The organism is Microbacterium sp. NPDC077391 (assembly GCF_040686955.1).
GTDB lineage: Bacteria > Actinomycetota > Actinomycetes > Actinomycetales > Microbacteriaceae > Microbacterium > Microbacterium commune.
Genome location: NZ_JBFBMI010000005.1, coordinates 43,906 through 61,890 on the forward strand (window position 1 = coordinate 43,906; position 17,985 = coordinate 61,890).

Sequence of the window (17,985 nt, forward strand, 5' to 3'; positions counted from 1 at the left end):
TCAGGCGAGGATCAGTCCTCTTCCTTGCGCTTGCGCCAGCGGATGCCCGCCGAGATGAAGTCGTCGAGGTCTCCGTCGAAGACGCTGGCCGGGTTGCCGGACTCGTGGCCGGTGCGCAGGTCCTTGACCAGCTGCTGGCCGTAGAGGAAGTACGAGCGCATCTGATCGCCCCAGCTGGCGGTGATGTTGCCCGCGAGCTCCTTCTTCTTCGCCGCCTCCTGCTCCCGCTGCAGCAGCAGCAGTCGGGTCTGGAGCAGTCGCATGGCCGCGGCACGGTTCTGGATCTGCGACTTCTCGTTCTGCATCGAGATGACGATGCCGGTGGGAAGGTGGGTCAGGCGCACGGCCGAGTCGGTCGTGTTCACCGACTGCCCGCCCGGACCGGAGGACCGGAACACGTCGACGCGCAGGTCGTTCTCGGGGATCTCGACCTCGGTGGCCTCCTCCATGAGGGGGATGACCTCGACCGCGGCGAACGAGGTCTGCCGCTTGTCGGCCGAACCGAACGGGCTGATCCGCGCCAGTCGGTGCGTGCCGGCCTCGACCGACAGCGTGCCGAACGCGTAGGGGGCGGTGATCTCGAACGTCGCCGACTTGATGCCGGCGCCCTCGGCGTACGAGGTGTCCATCACCTTCACCGGGTAGCCGTGCTGCTCGGCCCAGCGCAGGTACATGCGCATGAGCATCTCGGCGAAGTCGGTGGCGTCGTCGCCGCCGGCACCCGAGCGGATGGTGATGATCGCGTTGCGATCGTCGTACTCGCCGTCCAGAAGCGTCTGCACCTCGAGCTGGTTGATGGTCTGCGTGAGCGAGTCGAGCTCGGCGCGCGCCTCGGCGGCGGAGTCGTCATCCTGCATCTCGTTGGCGAGTTCGATGAGGACGTCGAGGTCGTCGAGTCGGCGCTCGACCTCGGTGATGCGCTTGAGGTCGGCCTGCTTGTGGCTGAGCGCGCTGGTCACCTTCTGCGCCTTCTCGGGATCGTCCCAGAGGTCGGGGGCGCCCGCTTCCTCGCTGAGTCGCGCGATGTCCTCGCGCAGGGAGGTGACGTCGACGACCTCGCGGATGTCGCCGAAGGTGTGTCGCAGGGCCTGTATGTCGGCGGAGAGATCGAGTTCGAACATGGCAGTCCACCTTATCGCGCCGCGGACGCGCTTCCCTGACCGCGGTATGTCCTGCCGTTCGGCGGCAGCGGGCCGGGCTAGCGTGAGCGGTGTGAGCGAGAGTGCGGCGGGTGTCCTGAGACGGTTCGGGCCTATGGTCTACGCGCCGACGGTGCTCTTCTCGCTGGGCGAGGGCGCGGTCATCCCCCTGATCCCCGTGATCGCGACGCGACTCGGCGCCGACGTGTCGCTGGCGGCGCTCGTGGCCGCTGCGCTCGTGATCGGCCAGCTGTGCGGCAACCTGCCCGCCGGCGCGCTGGTCGCGAAGGTCGGCGAGCGGGTCACGATGGTCGTCGCAGGTGTGCTGTCGATCGCCGCGGGCGTCGGGATGCTGCTCGCCGAGCACCTCGCGCTGTTCGCCGCATCGGTGTTCGTGCTGGGCTTCTGCGCCGCCGCCTTCGGTCTGGCCAGGCACGCCTTCATGACGACCCGGGTGCCACCGCGGTTCCGCGCCAGGGCGCTGTCGCTGCTGGGCGGCAGCTTCCGCTTCGGCGTCTTCATCGGGCCGTTCGTCGCCGCCGCGCTGATCCAGCTGACCGGGTCGGAGCAGTCGACGATCTGGGCGCTGATCGTGTGCTGCGCGGCGATCGTGCCGCTCGTGCTGTTCGGCCCCGACCCCGAGAAGAGCAGCCCGGTGCTGCTCAAGCCGACCGGCGCTGCGGTCGCAGAGGACTCCGGCGAGGTCGTCACCGGGTCGATCCCCACGCGCGATCGCTACGGCGTGCTCGAGACCATCTCGTACTACCGCGGTGTGCTGATGCGCCTCGGCCTCTCCGCCGCGGCGCTGTCGGCGGTGCGATCGGCTCGCCAGGTGATCGTGCCGCTGTGGGGGGTGTCGCTCGGGCTCGATGCCAGCACGATCGCCATCGTCGTGGGCGTCTCCGGCGCCATCGACTTCGCGCTGTTCTACGCGAGCGGCCAGGTGATGGACCGGTTCGGCCGCATCTGGGCGGCGCTTCCCGCGATGCTGCTGATGGGTGCCGGGCTCATCGCCCTGTCGTTCACGCATGATCTGGATCAGGCGACGATGTGGTTCGCGCTGATGGCCGCGGTGCTCGGACTCGGCAACGGCCTCTCCAGTGGCATCCTGCTCACCTACGGAGCCGATCTCGCCCCCGAGACCGATCCCGCGACGTTCCTCGGGGCGTGGCGGACGTTGACGGATGCCGGGGGCGCGGCAGCCCCGGTGATGATCGCGTCGATCGTGGCGCTGGCCTCGCTGCCCCTCGCGACCGCGGTGATGGGCGGGGTTGCGCTGCTGGGAGCCGCGGGCTTCGCGGTCTGGACGCCGAAGTTCCTGCCGCGACGCGAGCACTGACATCCCGCTCACCGCAGCGCCGTGCGGCTCGTCGCCGTCGCCTCGAGCGGCACCCCGTCGGGCACGAACGGCGAGAGGAGCGGCGGATGCCAGGCCGCGGCGACCGTGACCCGCGCCGAGACCCCGTCGGGCGTTCCCGCCGACACCAGGCTCGCCGCGGAGTCGACCGCCCCGATCACCGCGGATGCCTGGTCGCGCACACCGTCGTCGGTGAGCTCGGCTCGCACGCCTTCTCCCTCGGCTTCGAGGGTGAAGCCGTCGGATCCGGCGAGCGCCGCCGCGTCGGCGAGCGAGTCGAGACGCTTCTGGGCGATGTAGAGGTCGGTGGCGCACACGCCGACGAAGATCACCGCGATCGCGAGCATCGCGTACCCGAGCACCAGCGGCAGCACGCTGCCGTCGTCGCCCGCGAGCGCGGCGCGGAACCGCGCCGAGCCGCTCATCCGCTCCCCCACAGTCTCGAGACCTTCTGCGCGGCCTGCGCCTCGACGGGTATGGCCGCCAGCTCATCGAGCCCGAAGATCGGCGGCATGAGGGGCAGCGTCACCTCCGCTCGCACCGTGACGATCACCGTCGCCCCGGCGCTCGGACATGCGGGGGATGCCGGACGGCAGCTGATCCCCACGTCGACGGCGTCCTCGTCCATGCCGTATTCCCGGATGACGCCGGCGAGCACGGCATCCGCGCGTTCGGCTGCCGTCTCGACATCCGGCGCCTGACCGATCACCCGCGCCGTGTGACGCGCCGCGGCCTCCGCGCCGAGCGTCTGCTCCTGAAGCGCGCCCAGCACGAGCACGAGGTACACGAGCGGGACGAGCAGCAGCAGGCCGGCGACGATGAACTCGAGGGCGGCGGAACCGGTCTCGTCGTCGAGCAGCGGTTCAGTCGTCTCCGAACGATTCGACGGGCGCACGCGCCTCCACCTCCAATCCGAACGGAACGCCGAGCAGACCCAGCACGGGCAGCGTCGTGCGCACGCGCACGAGCACGCTCGGGTGCCCCAGGCTCATGTCCTCTCCGACCCCGATGTCTCCGGCGTACTCGTCCCCGACTGCTCGGGTGATCACGGCCTCGGTGCGCGCGGCGCCCTCCTGGAGCGTCGTGTCGGCGAGCGCCGCGTGGTGCGCGCCTTCGACCGCCGCGTCGTGCACGACGTTGCGCACGTACACGGCGAGCGCGATCTGCAGCACGGCGAGGGTGAGCGCCGTCAGCAGCGCGCCGACGAGCACGAACTCGACGGGACTCGACCCTCGCTCATCGGCGAGGAGAGAGCGCGCACGCATCCCGAGCGTCGGTCAGATGCCCGAGACGCGCGAGATCGCCTGCTCGAACAGGTCGACCAGCGCGGGACCGGCGACCGCCCAGATCACCACGACGAGCGCCGCGGTCATCAGCGTCACCAGCACCCAGCCGGGCACGTCGCCCCGTTCGTCCTCCACCACGTCGCGGCCGAGCGCGAACCACCTCTCCAGCTTCTTCATCTCTCTTCTCCCTCCGGATCGTCGATCGTTGTCAGCCCAGGCCCAGTCGCAGGATGAACAGGCCCGGATACACCGCGAACAGCACGCTCAGCGGCAGGATCAGGAACACGAGCGGCAGGAGCATGAGGATCTCCTTCTGCCCTGCCTGCTCGATGAGCACGCGCTTCGCCTCGTCTCTGGCGTCGGCAGCCTGCGAGTGCAGCACCGCGGCGAGCGGCGCACCGTGCTCGAGGGCGGCGACGATCTGGTCGGTGGCCCGGGAGAGCCCCGGCAGCTGCAGCCGCGTGGCTGTCTCGCCGAGCGCGTCCGCGAGCGGCGACCCGGTGTGCACCGCCAGCACCGTCTGACGCAGCTCTCCGGTCAGCTCCCCCGTGCCGATCGCCGACACGCGGCGCAGCGCGTCGAGCAGCGACTCGCCCGCTGAGAGGCACAGGGCGAGGAACTCCAGCGTCGTGGGCAGCTCGTCGGCCAGGCGCGCGCGACGAGAGCGTGCCCGCGCGGTGAGCTGCATGTCGTATGCGATCGCCGCGCCGGCTGCGGCGATGACCGGCAGCAGCACGGCCGGCGGAGTCATGCGCCCGGAGACCGCCATGACCACCACGGCGACCGCGCCGACCAGGAGTCCGGTCACTCCCCAGGCGAGCTGACGCCCGCGGAAGGTTGCAGGTGTCTGGTCGGCGCCGGCCTGCGCGAGACGCAGCCGCAGCGTGTCGCCACCGCCGAGCATCCGGTCGAACATCTCCCGCAGCCTCTCCCACAGTCGCCGGCCGTGCACCGGCATGACGCTGACGGCCGGCAGGATGCCCGCCGGCAGCGCATCATCGTCGACCACATCGCGCACGTACGGCGCGATCCGTCGCTCGAGAGAGGGTGCGCCCCAGCGCGGCAGCGCCGAGAGCACGCCGAGCAGGCCGAGCGCGAGCGACCCGCCCAGCAGCACCGCGATGGCGGCATCCGTCGCGGCGGTCATCCGAACCACCGCTCCGGCTCGGGCAGCCGCCCGATGCGCAGCATGATGCGGAACGCCACCACCGACACGACCGCGCCGACGAGGATGACGAGCACTCCCTCGGTGCTGCCGTACGCGTCGCGACCCTCGGGGCGCATCACGAGCAGGCCCAGGATCACCCAGGGGGCGACCGCGCCGAGCACGGCGGCGCCGCGGATCCACGACTGCCGCGCCTCGACCTCGCCGCGCAGCGCGGCATCCGCGCGCACCGACGACGACAGCGCGCGCAGCACGCCGGTCAGCTCGGTGCCGCCGACCTGGCGGGCCATCCGCAGCGTCTCGGCGATGCGGTCGGCGATCGGATCGGCCAGCGTCGCCTTCAGCCGGTCGAGGCTCGACTCGAAGCGTCCGGTCGACTGCAGGTCGCGGGCGAAGACCTGGAACGCCGGACGCACGGCCGGCGGCGCCGATTCGGCGAGGCTCGCCACCGCATCCGGCAGCGAGAGCCCCACACGGATGGCCGCGACCAGCAGATCGCAGACGTCCGGCCACATCTGCCGCCGCGCCTTACGCAGCCGCAGCCTGCGTCCGCGCAGGAACATCACGGGAGCGGCAGCGCCGGCGAGCGCAGCGAGGGAGACCAGCACCGGGATGCCCGTGAGCAGCCATGCGAGGGCGGCCGACACCGCGGCGATCGCGACCATGACCGCGACGATCGTGCGCGTCGGCGTGCGCGAATGCCCGGCCTCATCCAGCAGCCGTCGCAGACGCGTGCTGCGCGGATCGCGAGCGGGTCGCTCCTGGCGCGGCCAGAGCCACGGCGACACGCACAGGAGCAGCCCCGCACCGAGCAGCGCGCCGACGAGCAGAGTCATGTCGCCTCCTCCGCCCGGTAGACCGAGGTGCTGACGATGCGGCCGTCGGCGACCTCGCCCGTCGGCGCGATCACCTCGACGACCCGACGCGACCCGTCTGCCTCCCGACGACAGTGCACGACGAACGAGATCGACGATGCCAGCGCCGGCGCGATGAAGGAGCGGTCGATGTTGCGCCCGGCGAGCAGGGGCAGCAGCGCCAGCTTCTCGAGTGCCTCCGCGGCCGAGTTGGCGTGCACTGTGCCCGCGCCGGGCACGCCGGTGTTCAGGGCGAGAACGAGATCGAGCGCCTCGGCATCGCGGACCTCGCCGACGACGAGGCGATCAGGTCGCATGCGCAGGGCCTCCTTCACGAGCCGGCGCAGCGTGATCTCTCCGGTGCCCTCGAGACTCGCCTGACGGCCCTGCAGCGCCACCACGTCCGGGCCGTCAACGGCGAGCTCGAACGTCTCCTCGACCGTGATGATGCGCTGGTCGGCCGCGCAGGCTGACAGCAGAGCACCGAGCAGCGTGGTCTTGCCCGCGTGCGTGGCGCCGGAGACGATGATGCTGCGTCCCGCGCGCAGCCCGGCCAGCAGCAGGTCGGCGACCTGCGAGGGCACGGAGCCCTGAGCGACCAGCGCCTCGATGGTGCGGTGCCGCGTCAGGAACTTGCGGATGTTCACCGCCCAGGATCCACGCACCACGTCGGCGATCGCGACGTGCAGACGCGATCCGTCGGGCAGCGACGCATCGACGAACGGCTGGCTCACGTCGACGCGGCGGCCCGTGGTCTGCAGCATCCGCTCGACGAGGTCGCGGATCAGGGCATCCGTCAGCTGCAGGTCGACGCGGTGCGTCGCCCCGCCCCTCGCGACGAACACCCGGTCGGGACCGTTGAGCCAGATCTCCTCGATCTCGGGGTCGTCGAGAAGAGGCTGCAGCGCACCGAACCCCGAGACGGAGGCCAGGACATCGCGCACGAGAGCCGCTTCGTCGTCGATCATCGCCTCGCCCCGCTGCAGGGCGAGGTCGTTGTGCCTGCGCACCTCCAGCTGCGCGATCCGACGCGCCTCGTCGGGCTCGGCGGAGGGATCGGTGTTCTCCAGGCGCAGACGCCGACGCACTCTCTCGGCGACGGCGGCGGACGGATAGCTCACGCCGGGCATCCTGACAGAGATCGACACGCCCGCGTCGAAGTTATCCACAGGAAGCCGTAGGGCGAATCTACGGAAAACCCGACCGACTCGATCGCTAGACTCAAAACCGCGCGGAAGTGGTGGAATCGGTAGACACGCAGGATTTAGGTTCCTGTGCCCCCGGGCGTGTGGGTTCAAGTCCCATCTTCCGCACCGCATCTCCGCACTCCGCCGATATCGAACGACGGGAACTCTTTTGCTCCACACCATGCTCCAGGCCCCGACGGCGCTGATCCCATGGCTCGACCCGGCGAACATCATCGAGGGAGCAGGTGCCTGGGCGCTCGCGGTGGTCTGCTTCATCGTGTTCGCCGAGACCGGGCTGCTGGTGGGCTTCCTGCTGCCGGGTGACACGCTGCTCGTCATCTCCGGGCTGCTCACCCACACCAGCGACATCTTCGGCGTGAACATCTGGGGCGTCTCGCTGCTGATCGCGCTCGCGGCGTTCGTGGGCGGCGAGGTCGGCTATCTCATCGGACACAAGGGCGGGCCCGCGGTGTTCGAGCGCAAGGAATCCGGCCTGTTCAGCGTGAAGAACGTCGAGCGCACCAACGCGTTCTTCGACCGCTTCGGCGGAATCACGATCATCCTCGCCCGCTTCGTGCCGATCGTGCGCACCTTCGCCCCGGTCGCCGCGGGAGTCGGCCACATGCCGTGGAAGCGGTACTCGCTGTTCAACCTGATCGGCGCGCTGCTGTGGGGCTTCGGCCTGACGATGGTCGGCTACCTGATCGCCTACATCCCGTGGATCCGCGACCTCGTCGTCGACTACATCGACCTCATCCTGCTGCTCGCCGTCGGCGGCACCGCCGTCGTCACCCTGTGGCACTACCTCGTCGAGCGGTACAAGGCCAAGAAGGCCGCCGCCCGCGGAGACGACGTCGACACGGATGCCGCCGAGGCAGAGGCCCTGCGGCTGGATCCCGAGGTCTTCGACCGTGCGCCCGACCTCGACGGCGACGGGAAGCACTGACCCTGCCGAAGGCTCAGCCGGCCTTCTTCCTGGTCGACGCCTTCTTCGCCGCCGGCTTCTTCGGGGCCGCATTCTTCGGGGCCGCCTTCTTGCGCGTCGGCTTCTCCTCGTCGGCGTCCCCGTCGTCGGCTGTGTCCTCGGCATCCACCGCCGCGCCGCCCTTCCTGGCCGCCTTGGTGCGCTCGACGCTGGCGCGCAGCGCCTCCATCAGGTCGATGACCTCGCCGCCCTTCTCGGCCTCGCGCTCGTCGCCGAAGGTCGAGGCCGCGTCGAAGCCCTCGCCCGCCTCGATCTTCGCGTCGATGAGGGTGCGCAGCTCCTTCTGGTACTCGTCGACGAACTCCTCCGGGTCGAAGTCGCTGGAGTAGCTCTCGACGAGAGCTGCCGACATCTCGAGCTCCTTCGTGCTGATCTTCACGTCTTCGTCGAGCGCGGGGAAAGCGGCCTCGCGCACCTCGTCCGCCCAGAGCAGCGTCTGCAGCACGAGCACGTCGCCACGCACGCGCAGCGCGGCGAGGCGGGTCTTCTGCCGCAGGGTGAAGCGCACGATGGCGGTGCGGTCGGTCTGCTCGAGGGTCTTGCGCAGCAGCACGTACGCCTTCGGCGACTTCGAGTCGGGTTCCAGGTAGTACGCCTTGTCGAGGGTCAGCAGATCGACCTGGTCGCTGGGCACGAACTCGACGACGTCGATCTCGCGGCTCTTCTCGGCCGGGAGCGACGCCAGGTCGTCCTTGGTGAGCACGATCGTCTGCCCGTCGTCGACGTAGGCGCGGTCGATGTCGGCGTACTCGACGGGCTCGCCGTCGATCTCGCAGATGCGCTGGTACCGGATGCGCCCGCCGTCTTCGTGGTGCACCTGGTGCAGCGGCACGTCGTGGTCCTCGGTCGCGGAGTACACCTTCACCGGGACGTTCACGAGTCCGAACGTCAGAGCGCCCTTCCAGATGCTTCTCATGCCCTCAGTGAACACCAGGCCGCCGCCAGTCGCGAGGGGCTTGCGGATGCCCACTAACCTGGCCCCATGGCATCCGGCGAGCAGGTCGTTCAGATCGACGGCCGTCGCCTGCGCATCACCAACCTCGACAAGGTCGTCTACCCCGAGACCGGCACCACCAAGGGCGAGGTGATCGCCTACTACTCGCAGATCGCGCCGCTCATGCTGCCGCACCTGCGCGGACGCCCGGTCACCCGCAAGCGGTGGGTCGACGGGGTCGGCACGGCAGACGCGCCCGGCGGGAGCTTCTTCACCAAGCAGCTCGAGCGCGGGGCCCCCGACTGGATCAGGCGGATGCCGATCGAGCACTCCGACGGCCCGAAGGACTACCCGCTCGCCGACGATGTCGCCTCGCTCGTCTGGTTCGCGCAGATCGCCGCTCTGGAGCTGCACGTGCCGCAGTGGCGCTTCACCCCTTCCGGCGGACGCGGGATGCCGGACCGGCTCGTGCTCGACCTCGACCCGGGTCCCGATGTGGGCCTCGCGCAGTGCGCCGAGGTCGCGCGGATCGCCCGCGTCATCCTCGGCGGGATGGGGCTGGAGCCGATGCCGGTCACGAGCGGCAGCAAGGGCATCCACCTGTACGCCCGCCTGCCCACGGCCGACGACGGCACCGGCCTGCAGTCGAGCGATGACGTCTCGGCGGTGGCGAAGGAGCTCGCGCGGCTGATCGAGGCCGACCATCCCGACCTCGCGACCCACGTCATGGCGAAGTCGCAGCGCGGCGGCAGGGTCTTCATCGACTGGAGTCAGAACAGCGCGTCCAAGACCACCATCGCGCCGTACTCCCTGCGCGGACGCGCTCACCCCTGGGTCGCGGCGCCACGCACGTGGGATGAGCTCGACGACCCGGCTCTGCGGCACCTCGACCTGCACGAGGTTCTCGAGCGGATGCGCTCCGGCGTCGACCCCCTGGCGGCCCTCGCACCGCCCAGCACCGCGCTCACCTCGTACCTCGCGAAACGGGACGCCGAGAAGACTCCCGAGCCCATGCCGCGCACGGCATATGCGGGCTCGGGCGATGCCCCGCGGTTCGTGATCCAAGAGCACCACGCCAGTCGGCTGCACTACGACCTGCGGATCGAGCGCGACGGCGTGCTCGTCAGCTGGGCGGTGCCGAAGGGCGTGCCGGAGACCGCCGACCGCAACCACCTGGCGGTGATGACGGAACCCCACCCGCTCGAGTACCTCGACTTCGAGGGCGAGATCCCGGCCGGCGAGTACGGTGCGGGTTCCATGACCGTGTGGGACACCGGCACGGTCTCACTGGAGAAGTGGCGCGACGAGGAGGTGATCGGCACGTTCACCGGGCAGCCGGGCGGCAGGCTCGGCACAGCCCGTCTCGCTCTGATCCGCACCGGCGGCGAGGGCGAGAAGTCGCAGTGGCTGCTGCACCGCATGAAGGATGCGGACGCGCAGCCATCCCCCGGCCGGCGATCCCCTCGCCGCACCGGGAGACCGTCTCCACCCGAGCAGGAGAACAGCGCCGACGCCACCGCGGTGCCCCCGTTCATCCCGCCGATGCTGTCGGAGTCCGGCACGCCGGGCCTCGCGCGTTCGCTCAGCGAGCCGGCGTGGGCGGAGATCAAGTGGGACGGTATCCGAGCGATCGGCACGTGGCAGCGCGATGGCGACGGCATCGGCCGGTTCACTCTGCGCGCCCGCAGCGGCACCGACATCACCGCTCGCTATCCCGAGCTCACCGCCGACGGAGCCCCGCACCTGCCAGCCGCCGAGGCGGTGGTCGACGGCGAGATCGTCGCCTTCGACCACGACGGGCGCCCCAGCTTCGCCCTCCTGCAGAATCGGATGCACCTCACCAAGGGCCGCGAGATCGAACGCGAGGTCGTGCGCACCCCGATCAGCTACATGCTCTTCGATCTGCTGCGACTCGACGGGCACGACCTCACCGGCATGCCGCTGCGCCAGCGGCGCGAGCTGCTCGAGCAGCTCGCCGCCGATCTCGACGCTCCGGTGCAGGTGCCGCCCGTCTTCGACGATCTCGAGGCCGCTCTCGACGCGAGTCGGGAGTTCGGCCTCGAGGGTGTCGTCGCCAAAGACCCCGACTCCCGGTACCGACCAGGGCGACGCTCGAGCTCGTGGCTGAAACTCAAGCGGACGCATGCCCAGGAGGTCGTCGTCGTCGGCATCCGGCCCGGTCAGGGCGCCCGTCGAGACGGGATCGGCTCGCTGCTGCTCGCCGTGCCGTCACCGGAGTCCGACGGCGGCCTGCGCTACGTCGGTCGGGTGGGCACCGGATTCACCGACCGGATGCTGCGCGATCTCGCCGTGCAGCTCGAGCCGCTGCGCGTGCAGACCGCTCCGTTGCAGGTGCCCTCCCCCGATGCATCCGATGCGCTGTGGGTGCGTCCGGAACTGGTCGGCGAGGTGGAGTTCGCGAACTGGTCACCGGGCGGCATCCTGCGTCACTCCCGCTGGCGCGGGCTGCGGCCGGACAAGTCGCCCGACGAGGTGCGCGTCGAGGACTGACCCTCAGGCGTGCGCGGCCTCGCACTCGTCATGATCGGCGGGCTCGAGCTGGAAGGTCGAGTGGGCGACGTCGAAGTGGTGCGCAAGACAGCCCTGCAGCTCCTGCAGCAGCCGCGACGAACCACCGGATGCCAGCACGGCCGGTTCCACCGTCACATGCGCGGTGAACACGGGGGCGCCGCGGGTCAGCTGCCACACGTGCACGTCATGCACGTCGACGACGCCCGGGTACACCCGCAGATGCTCGCGGATCTCGCTGACCGCCATGCCCTGCGGTGCAGACTCCGCCAGCACCGAGAACACCTCCCGCAGCAGCGAGATCGCGCGCGGCAGGATGAGCGCCGCGATCAGCAGCGAGGCGATCGCGTCGGCCGGCATCCATCCCGTGGTCACGATCACGACGGCGGCGACGATGACCATCGCCGACCCGATCAGGTCGCCCATCACCTCGAGGTAGGCGCCGCGCACGTTGATGCTCGTCTTCTGCGCGCGGCTGAGCACCCACATCGCGATGGCGTTGGCGATCAGGCCGATGACTGCGACGGCCAGCATGAGCGGGCCCGCCACCTCGACCTCGCCCGGGTCGATCAGCCGCTGGATGCCCTGCACGGCGACCACGACCATCAGCGCGATGAGGATGATGGCGTTGATCAGCGCACCGAACACCTCCGCGCGCTGGTAGCCGAACGTGCGCCGGTCATCGGCGGGTCGCGCGGCCACCGCGGTCGCGATCAGGGCGATCACGAGGGCCGACGAGTCGGTGAACATGTGCGCGGCGTCGGCGAGCAGCGCCAGCGAGCCCGACAGGATCGCGCCGACGACCTGCACCACCATCACGGTGGCGGTCAGCGTCAGCGAGATCGCCAGCAGGCGCCGGTGGCCGGCGTCGCGAATCCCCCCGGCGGCGGGTGCGTGGTCGTGCATGCCTCCAGGCTAGGCCGGGCGGCACGCTCTCGAGGCCCTTTCCGAGCACACGGGAACGGTAACGGTTCTCAACAGCCCGGGCGGGGCGGTGCTACAGCGCGGCGAGCAGCGGGATCAGAGCCTGGAAGGCGCGGGACCGATGCGACTGCGACTGCTTCTCGGCGTCGGTGAACTCGCCTACTGAGCGCTCCGAGGCCGGGTCCTGACCGTCGGGGATGAAGATCGGGTCGTACCCGAATCCCCCCGAGCCGGATGCCCGGTGCGCGAGGCGCCCGGGCCAGACGCCCTCGACGGTGCGCTCTGCGCCGTCGGCGGTCACCAGCGCGATGGTCGAGTGGAACTGCGCGGTGCGGTGGGGGTCGGCGACGTCGCGGAGCTGGTCGAGCAGCAGCGCGAGGTTGGCCGTGGCATCTTTCTTCTGCCCCGCCCAGTACGCCGAGAAGACGCCGGGGGATCCGCCGAGCACGTCCACGCAGATTCCGGAGTCGTCGGCGAGCGCCGGCAGCCCTGTATGTGCGAACGCCGCGCGTGCCTTGATCAGCGCGTTCTGCGCGAAGGTGACGCCGTCCTCGACCGGCTCGGGCCCGTCGTACCCGATCACCTCGAGGTCGGGACGGGTGGCGGCGACGATCTGCTGGAACTCCGCGACCTTGTGCGGGTTGTGCGTGGCGAGGACGACCTTCATTCGGCGCTTCCCTCGGCCAGCGCCGCGAGCTGGTGCTGCTGCAGCGACGCGCAGCCGGCGATTCCCAGGTCGAGCAGGGCGTCGAGCTCGCGCTTGTCGAACGGCGCGCCCTCGGCGGTGCCCTGCACCTCGACGAAGAGCCCGCGTCCGGTGACGACGACGTTCATGTCGGTCTCGGCGCGGACGTCCTCGACGTAGGCGAGATCGAGCATTGGCTCGCCGTCGATGATGCCCACCGAGACGGCCGCGACGGTATCGAGCAGCGGCTTCGCGTTGCGACCGATGAACTTCTTGTCCCGACCCCACTCGATGGCGTCGGCGAGCGCGACGTACGCCCCGGTGATCGCCGCGGTCCTGGTGCCGCCGTCGGCCTGCAGCACGTCGCAGTCGATGACGATGGTGTTCTCACCCAGCGCCTTCGTGTCGACCACCGCGCGCAGCGCGCGGCCGATGAGGCGCGAGATCTCGTGCGTGCGACCGCCGATGCGGCCCTTCACGCTCTCGCGGTCGTTGCGTGAGTTGGTGGCACGCGGCAGCATCGCGTACTCGGCGGTCACCCACCCCTTGCCCTTGCCGGTCAGCCAGCGCGGCACGCCGTTGGTGAACGACGCGGTGCACAGCACCTTCGTGCCGCCGAAGCTGATCAGCGCCGAGCCCTCGGCGTGCGCGGACCAGCCGCGCTCGATCGTGATCTCGCGGAGCTGGTCGGTGCTGCGCCCGTCGGCGCGGACGATGTCTGACATGGTGTCCTCTCGGAGCGATTCAGGGCGGAGCGGTTCAGGAAGGAGCGGTTCAGGGCGGAGCGGGTCGAAGGCGGGGGTGTCAGGACTGGACGGTGCCGTCACGGCCGACCTCGTCGGCTTCAGCCGCGAGCAGGTACGGCAGATCGATCACGCCGGTCTGCACGAGCTGCACGTCGCGCACCTCGTGGCCCATCAGCCGGTTCGCGAGGGCGGTGAAGTCCTCCGCCGAATCGCCGGTCGCCTCGTAGACGTAGCTGGCGACGGCGCCCGGGGATGCGAGCTGGTCGTGCTTCACGAGCTGGCGGTAGACGTCGGCGGCGGTCTCGTCGTCGCTCGAGACGAGCGAGACGCCCTCGCCCATCACGTAGCTGATCGCGCCGCGCAGAAACGGGTAGTGCGTGCATCCGAGCACGAGGGTGTCGACCCTGGCATCCCGCAACGGGGCGAGGTACTCCTCGGCCACGGCCAGCACCTCGGGCGAGCCGGTGATGCCGGCCTCGACGAACTCGACGAAGCGAGGGCACGCGGCGGTGAACACCTCCAGGCGCTCGTTCACCTCTAGCATGTCCTGGTACACCCGCGAACCGATCGTGCCGACCGTTCCGATCACGCCGACGCGGCCATTGCGCGTGGTCGAGACGGCGCGCCGCACGGCAGGGCCGATCACCTCGACGACCGGCACGTCGTACCGCTCGCGGGCGTCGCGCAGCACCGCCGCGGATGCCGTGTTGCATGCGATCACGAGCATCTTCACGCCCTGGTCCACGAGCGCGTCGAGCACCTCGATGCTGTACCGCCTGACGTCGGCGATCGGCTTCGGCCCGTAGGGCGAGTGCGCCGTGTCGCCGATGTACACCAGAGACTCCTGCGGAAGCTGCGCGCGGATGGCCCTCGCCACCGTGAGTCCGCCGACACCGGAGTCGAAGATCCCGATCGGTGCGTCGTCCATGGTGTTCAAGCCTAGTCGGCGGCATGCTGCTCTCGGGTGCGGACGCCTCCGGTGCCGCTCTTCGAGTACGGCCCGCGGCTGCTGTTCGACGGCGTCAGCGCCCCCGCAGGGCGCGCCGGGCGGCGCGGGCGGCGAGCGCGCTGGCGGCAGGCGACGAGACGACGACGCCGTCGGATTCCGCGAACAGCCCCACGTTCACCGCGACGACGCCGGGCGCGGCAGCGCGGAGCGCATCCAGCACGGCCCGCTGCGCGCACCCGACGTCCAGACAGTCGACGAGCACGACGCTCTGCCGCGCGATCACTCGACGGGCAGCATCGGCGAGCTGACTCCTCGTGGCCGACGATGCGTCGAAGCGCACGATCTCGCCGCCGACGGCGAGAACCCGTGCGACGTGACCCGCCGCGCTGTCCACCGCCAGGCTCGACGGGGTGCGCAGGTCGATGACCGTGGTCGGCTCGTCGGTGAAAGCCGGCAGCTCGCCCTGCACGCGCACCGCACGATCGGCGATGCTGTCCGCGTCGAAGACCGCCTCCGGGGGCTCGGGGCGCCGCCTGACGGCATCCGCCATCGACGCGACGCGCCGGGCCGCCTCCTCCACCCGCTCGCGGGCGAGCTCGCCGTTGCGGATCGCCGCGATGATCGCGTCGCGTGCCGAGCGGTAGTCCCGCTCGTCTTGATCGGGCAGCATCGCCGCTCCGGGGTTCGTGGGGTTGCCGATGCACAGCAGGTCGACGCCCGCGGCGAGAGCCTGCACCGCTCCCCCGCCGATCCCCGCCCGCTCCCGGATCGCGGCCATGTCGAGGGCGTCGCTCACGATCACCCCGTCGAAGCCGTCGGCGCGCAGCCGCCCGAGCACGGTCGGGCTGAGGGTGGCGGGAGCGTCTCCCCAGAGGGGAGAGCCGATGTGCGCGGTCATGATCGAGCGCACCCCCGCCTGCACCGCGGCGGCGAACGGCGGAAGATGCTGCTCGTCGATCTCGCGCTGCGTGAGGGTGAGGACGGGCAGATCGTGGTGGGAGTCGGTGCGCGTGTCGCCGTGCCCGGGGTAGTGCTTGGCGCACGCCGCGAGCCCCGCTCGCTGGATGCCCCGCACCGCGGCGGCGGCGTGTCGGGAGACGAGGTCGGCGCTGTCGCCGAAGGAGCGCACCCCGATCACGGGGTTGCGCGGGTCGCTGTTCACATCCGCCACCGGGCCGAGCACGACGTCGGCGCCGACGGCGTCGACGCGTCGCGCGATCTCGTAGCCGGTCGCCTCCGTGGCCGTGACGTCGTCCACGACGCCCAGCTGCGCCGCCCCCGGGACGGTGGATCCGCCCTGCGTCTCGAGCCGCGTGACGCTGCCGCCCTCCTCGTCGATGCCGATCAGCGCACGCGGCGATCGATCGTGGATGCTCGCGCTCAGCGCGGCCGTGTCACCGACGAGATTCTGCGCGAAGTAGACCACGCCCGCGAGCCCCTCATCGAGCGCGATGCCGAGCCACGTCGGCACCTCGGAACCGAGGAATCCGGGCCACAGGACTCCGTTCACGAGTCGGGTCAGCTCGTCTGACATGCGCAGGCTCCGTCGCGGGTCGTGGGGGCGGGCGTCCGCTGACCAGTATCCCCGACCCGGCGGCTGGATACACTGGCCCGATGAGCTCCGCGTTCCTCACCGACCGCTATGAACTGACCATGCTGGCCGCGTCGCTGCGGGACGGCACCGCGTCGCGACCGAGCGTGTTCGAGCTGTTCTCGCGGCGCCTCTCCGGCGGCCGTCGCTTCGGGGTCGTCGCCGGCACCGGGCGCCTGCTGACGCTGCTGCGCGATTTCCGCTTCGGCGAGGACGAGCTGCGGTATCTGCGCGACAACGACGTGGTGGATGCCGAGGCCGTCACCTACCTCGAGAACTACCGATTCACGGGAACCATCCGCGGCTACCGCGAGGGCGAGCTGTACTTCCCCGGTTCCCCGATCCTCACCGTCGAGGGCACGTTCGCCGACGCCGTCGTGCTCGAGACACTCGCGTTGAGCGTGCTGAACCACGACTCCGCGGTCGCGACGGCGGCGTCGCGGATGAGCATCGCCGCCGGCGAGCGCCCGCTCGCGGAGATGGGCTCGCGTCGCGCAGCAGAGCAGTCCGCGGTCGCAGCCGCCCGCGCCGCGTACATCGCGGGATTCGCGTCGACGAGCAACCTCGAGGCCGGGCGGCAGTGGGGTATCCCTACGATGGGCACCGCGGCGCACTCGTGGACTCTGCTGCACGACTCCGAGGAGGATGCGTTCCGCTCTCAGATCGAGAGCCTCGGCACCGGCACCACGCTGCTCGTCGACACCTACGACATCCGCAAGGGCGTGGAGACGGCCATTCGTGTCGCCGGCACGGGGCTCGGCGGGGTGCGGCTCGACTCGGGCGATCTGCCGCTGGTCGCGGCGGCCGTCCGCCAGCAGCTCGATGAGCTCGGGGCGACCGAGACGAAGATCACGGTGACGAGCGACCTCGACGAGTACGCGATCGCCGCCCTGGCGGCCTCCCCCGTCGACTTCTACGGGGTCGGCACCTCCGTGGTCACCGGTTCCGGCTACCCGACCGCGAGCATGGTCTACAAGCTCGTCGCCCGACAGGACTCCTCCGGTGGCTGGGTCGCCGTGGCCAAGGCATCCACCGACAAGGGGTCGAAGGGCGGACGCAAGGCGGCGTTCCGCACCCTCGACGCGGGCGTCGCTGTCGCCGAGACCGTGTCGGTCGCCGACGGCTTCGAGCAGGTCGACACGGCTGCCGAGCACCCTGACGCCCGCGCACTGCAGGTCGTTCTCGTCGACGGCGGCGAGATCGATGCGGCGCACGAGGGCGCCACCGGGACCGCGTCGGCGCGAGAGCATCACCTGCGGGTGCGGGAGGAGCTGCCCGTGCGGGCGCTGGCCCTCAGCAAATCGGACCCGGCGATCCCGACTCTGTTCGTGGATGCGGACTGACGCGACGACGCGTCAGGACACCATGCTCTCGTAGATCTCTTTGCAGGTCGGGCAGATCGGGAACTTCTCCGGGTCGCGGCCCGGAGTCCACTTCTTGCCGCAGAGCGCGCGCACCGGCTTGCCGGTGATCGCCGACTCGAGGATCTTGTCCTTCTTGACGTAGTGCGAGAAGCGCTCGTGGTCCCCCGGCTCGAGATGCTCTTCCTGCAGCAGCTCTTCGAGTTCGCGATCGAGCGTTGCCACGCCACCCTGATCGGGGCTGTCCAGCGGAGTACTCATGCCGAGATTCTATCCGCGTCTGGGACGCCGAG

General features: G+C 70.6%; 19 protein-coding genes and 1 tRNA gene. 5 read left to right on the forward strand and 15 right to left on the reverse strand.

Features of this window, described 5'->3' with window-relative positions; all coding sequences use genetic code 11:
• Positions 1–11: 11 nt before the first annotated feature.
• A complete protein-coding gene (gene prfB / locus AB0O65_RS12705) occupies positions 12–1,121 on the reverse strand; it encodes a peptide chain release factor 2 (RefSeq protein ID WP_071643603.1) in 1,110 nt (369 codons plus the stop codon).
• Between the two features lie 133 nt (positions 1,122–1,254).
• Here prfB and AB0O65_RS12710 point away from each other — a divergent pair, with 133 nt between their 5' ends.
• Entirely contained in the window at positions 1,255–2,478 is a 1,224-nt protein-coding gene (locus AB0O65_RS12710; RefSeq protein WP_313480450.1) for an MFS transporter, read from the forward strand.
• Positions 2,479–2,486: 8 nt separating this feature from the next.
• On the opposite strand, the gene AB0O65_RS12715 is transcribed toward AB0O65_RS12710, so the two are convergent.
• Genes AB0O65_RS12715 through AB0O65_RS12745 form a run of 7 tightly spaced genes read right to left on the reverse strand, consistent with a single transcriptional unit; the run spans position 2,487 to position 6,922 of the window.
• Positions 2,487–2,921: a pilus assembly protein TadG-related protein gene (locus AB0O65_RS12715; protein ID WP_363385592.1), complete on the reverse strand. Its 435-nt coding sequence runs from the start codon at positions 2,919–2,921 to the stop codon at positions 2,487–2,489.
• Positions 2,918–3,391: a TadE family protein gene (locus AB0O65_RS12720; protein ID WP_313480431.1), complete on the reverse strand. Its 474-nt coding sequence runs from the start codon at positions 3,389–3,391 to the stop codon at positions 2,918–2,920. The genes AB0O65_RS12715 and AB0O65_RS12720 overlap by 4 nt, the downstream gene beginning before the upstream one ends.
• A complete protein-coding gene (locus tag AB0O65_RS12725; protein ID WP_071640739.1) occupies positions 3,360–3,761 on the reverse strand; it encodes a TadE/TadG family type IV pilus assembly protein in 402 nt (133 codons plus the stop codon). Before AB0O65_RS12725 ends, AB0O65_RS12720 begins: the two co-directional genes overlap by 32 nt.
• Before the next feature lie 12 nt (positions 3,762–3,773).
• Positions 3,774–3,959 (reverse strand): hypothetical protein, encoded by a 186-nt coding sequence (locus tag AB0O65_RS12730; protein WP_071640736.1) that lies wholly within the window; start codon positions 3,957–3,959, stop codon positions 3,774–3,776.
• A gap of 31 nt (positions 3,960–3,990) precedes the next feature.
• On the reverse strand, positions 3,991–4,929 hold the full coding sequence (locus tag AB0O65_RS12735) for a type II secretion system F family protein (RefSeq protein ID WP_071640734.1): 939 nt from the start codon (positions 4,927–4,929) through the stop codon (positions 3,991–3,993).
• Positions 4,926–5,783, reverse strand: coding sequence for a type II secretion system F family protein (locus tag AB0O65_RS12740; RefSeq protein ID WP_071640732.1), 858 nt, complete (start codon positions 5,781–5,783; stop codon positions 4,926–4,928). Before AB0O65_RS12740 ends, AB0O65_RS12735 begins: the two co-directional genes overlap by 4 nt.
• On the reverse strand, positions 5,780–6,922 hold the full coding sequence (locus AB0O65_RS12745) for an ATPase, T2SS/T4P/T4SS family (protein WP_363385599.1): 1,143 nt from the start codon (positions 6,920–6,922) through the stop codon (positions 5,780–5,782). The genes AB0O65_RS12740 and AB0O65_RS12745 overlap by 4 nt, the downstream gene beginning before the upstream one ends.
• A 110-nt stretch (positions 6,923–7,032) precedes the next feature.
• Here AB0O65_RS12745 and AB0O65_RS12750 point away from each other — a divergent pair.
• Both AB0O65_RS12750 and AB0O65_RS12755 read left to right on the forward strand, forming a co-directional pair.
• A tRNA-Leu gene (locus tag AB0O65_RS12750) sits at positions 7,033–7,114 on the forward strand.
• A gap of 55 nt (positions 7,115–7,169) precedes the next feature.
• Positions 7,170–7,934 carry a VTT domain-containing protein gene (locus AB0O65_RS12755; RefSeq protein ID WP_071640730.1) on the forward strand — a complete coding sequence of 255 codons (765 nt, stop codon included), beginning with the start codon at positions 7,170–7,172 and terminating at the stop codon, positions 7,932–7,934.
• Positions 7,935–7,947: 13 nt separating this feature from the next.
• Here AB0O65_RS12755 and AB0O65_RS12760 read toward each other — a convergent pair whose 3' ends face one another.
• Entirely contained in the window at positions 7,948–8,889 is a 942-nt protein-coding gene (locus tag AB0O65_RS12760) for a Ku protein (RefSeq protein WP_363385603.1), read from the reverse strand.
• Positions 8,890–8,955: 66 nt separating this feature from the next.
• Here AB0O65_RS12760 and AB0O65_RS12765 point away from each other — a divergent pair, with 66 nt between their 5' ends.
• A complete protein-coding gene (locus tag AB0O65_RS12765; RefSeq protein ID WP_313480427.1) occupies positions 8,956–11,418 on the forward strand; it encodes an ATP-dependent DNA ligase in 2,463 nt (820 codons plus the stop codon).
• 3 nt (positions 11,419–11,421) lie between these two features.
• Here AB0O65_RS12765 and AB0O65_RS12770 read toward each other — a convergent pair whose 3' ends face one another.
• The 5 genes from AB0O65_RS12770 to AB0O65_RS12790 all read right to left on the reverse strand — a co-directional run bounded on the left by AB0O65_RS12770 (position 11,422) and on the right by AB0O65_RS12790 (position 16,274).
• Complete coding sequence (locus tag AB0O65_RS12770) at positions 11,422–12,342, reverse strand: cation diffusion facilitator family transporter (RefSeq protein ID WP_071640726.1); 921 nt, start codon at positions 12,340–12,342, stop codon at positions 11,422–11,424.
• Between the two features lie 91 nt (positions 12,343–12,433).
• On the reverse strand, positions 12,434–13,027 hold the full coding sequence (rdgB, locus tag AB0O65_RS12775; protein ID WP_071640724.1) for an RdgB/HAM1 family non-canonical purine NTP pyrophosphatase: 594 nt from the start codon (positions 13,025–13,027) through the stop codon (positions 12,434–12,436).
• A complete protein-coding gene (gene rph, locus AB0O65_RS12780) occupies positions 13,024–13,770 on the reverse strand; it encodes a ribonuclease PH (RefSeq protein ID WP_313480426.1) in 747 nt (248 codons plus the stop codon). The genes rdgB and rph overlap by 4 nt, the downstream gene beginning before the upstream one ends.
• Positions 13,771–13,849: 79 nt before the next feature.
• Positions 13,850–14,719: a glutamate racemase gene (murI, locus tag AB0O65_RS12785; RefSeq protein WP_071640720.1), complete on the reverse strand. Its 870-nt coding sequence runs from the start codon at positions 14,717–14,719 to the stop codon at positions 13,850–13,852.
• Positions 14,720–14,813: 94 nt separating this feature from the next.
• Positions 14,814–16,274 carry a glycoside hydrolase family 3 N-terminal domain-containing protein gene (locus AB0O65_RS12790; protein ID WP_071640718.1) on the reverse strand — a complete coding sequence of 487 codons (1,461 nt, stop codon included), beginning with the start codon at positions 16,272–16,274 and terminating at the stop codon, positions 14,814–14,816.
• Positions 16,275–16,354: 80 nt separating this feature from the next.
• Between AB0O65_RS12790 and AB0O65_RS12795 the strand changes: the two genes are divergently transcribed.
• A complete protein-coding gene (locus AB0O65_RS12795; RefSeq protein ID WP_071640716.1) occupies positions 16,355–17,674 on the forward strand; it encodes a nicotinate phosphoribosyltransferase in 1,320 nt (439 codons plus the stop codon).
• Between the two features lie 12 nt (positions 17,675–17,686).
• Here AB0O65_RS12795 and AB0O65_RS12800 read toward each other — a convergent pair whose 3' ends face one another.
• Positions 17,687–17,953, reverse strand: coding sequence for a DUF3039 domain-containing protein (locus tag AB0O65_RS12800; protein ID WP_071640714.1), 267 nt, complete (start codon positions 17,951–17,953; stop codon positions 17,687–17,689).
• Positions 17,954–17,985 lie beyond the last annotated feature (32 nt).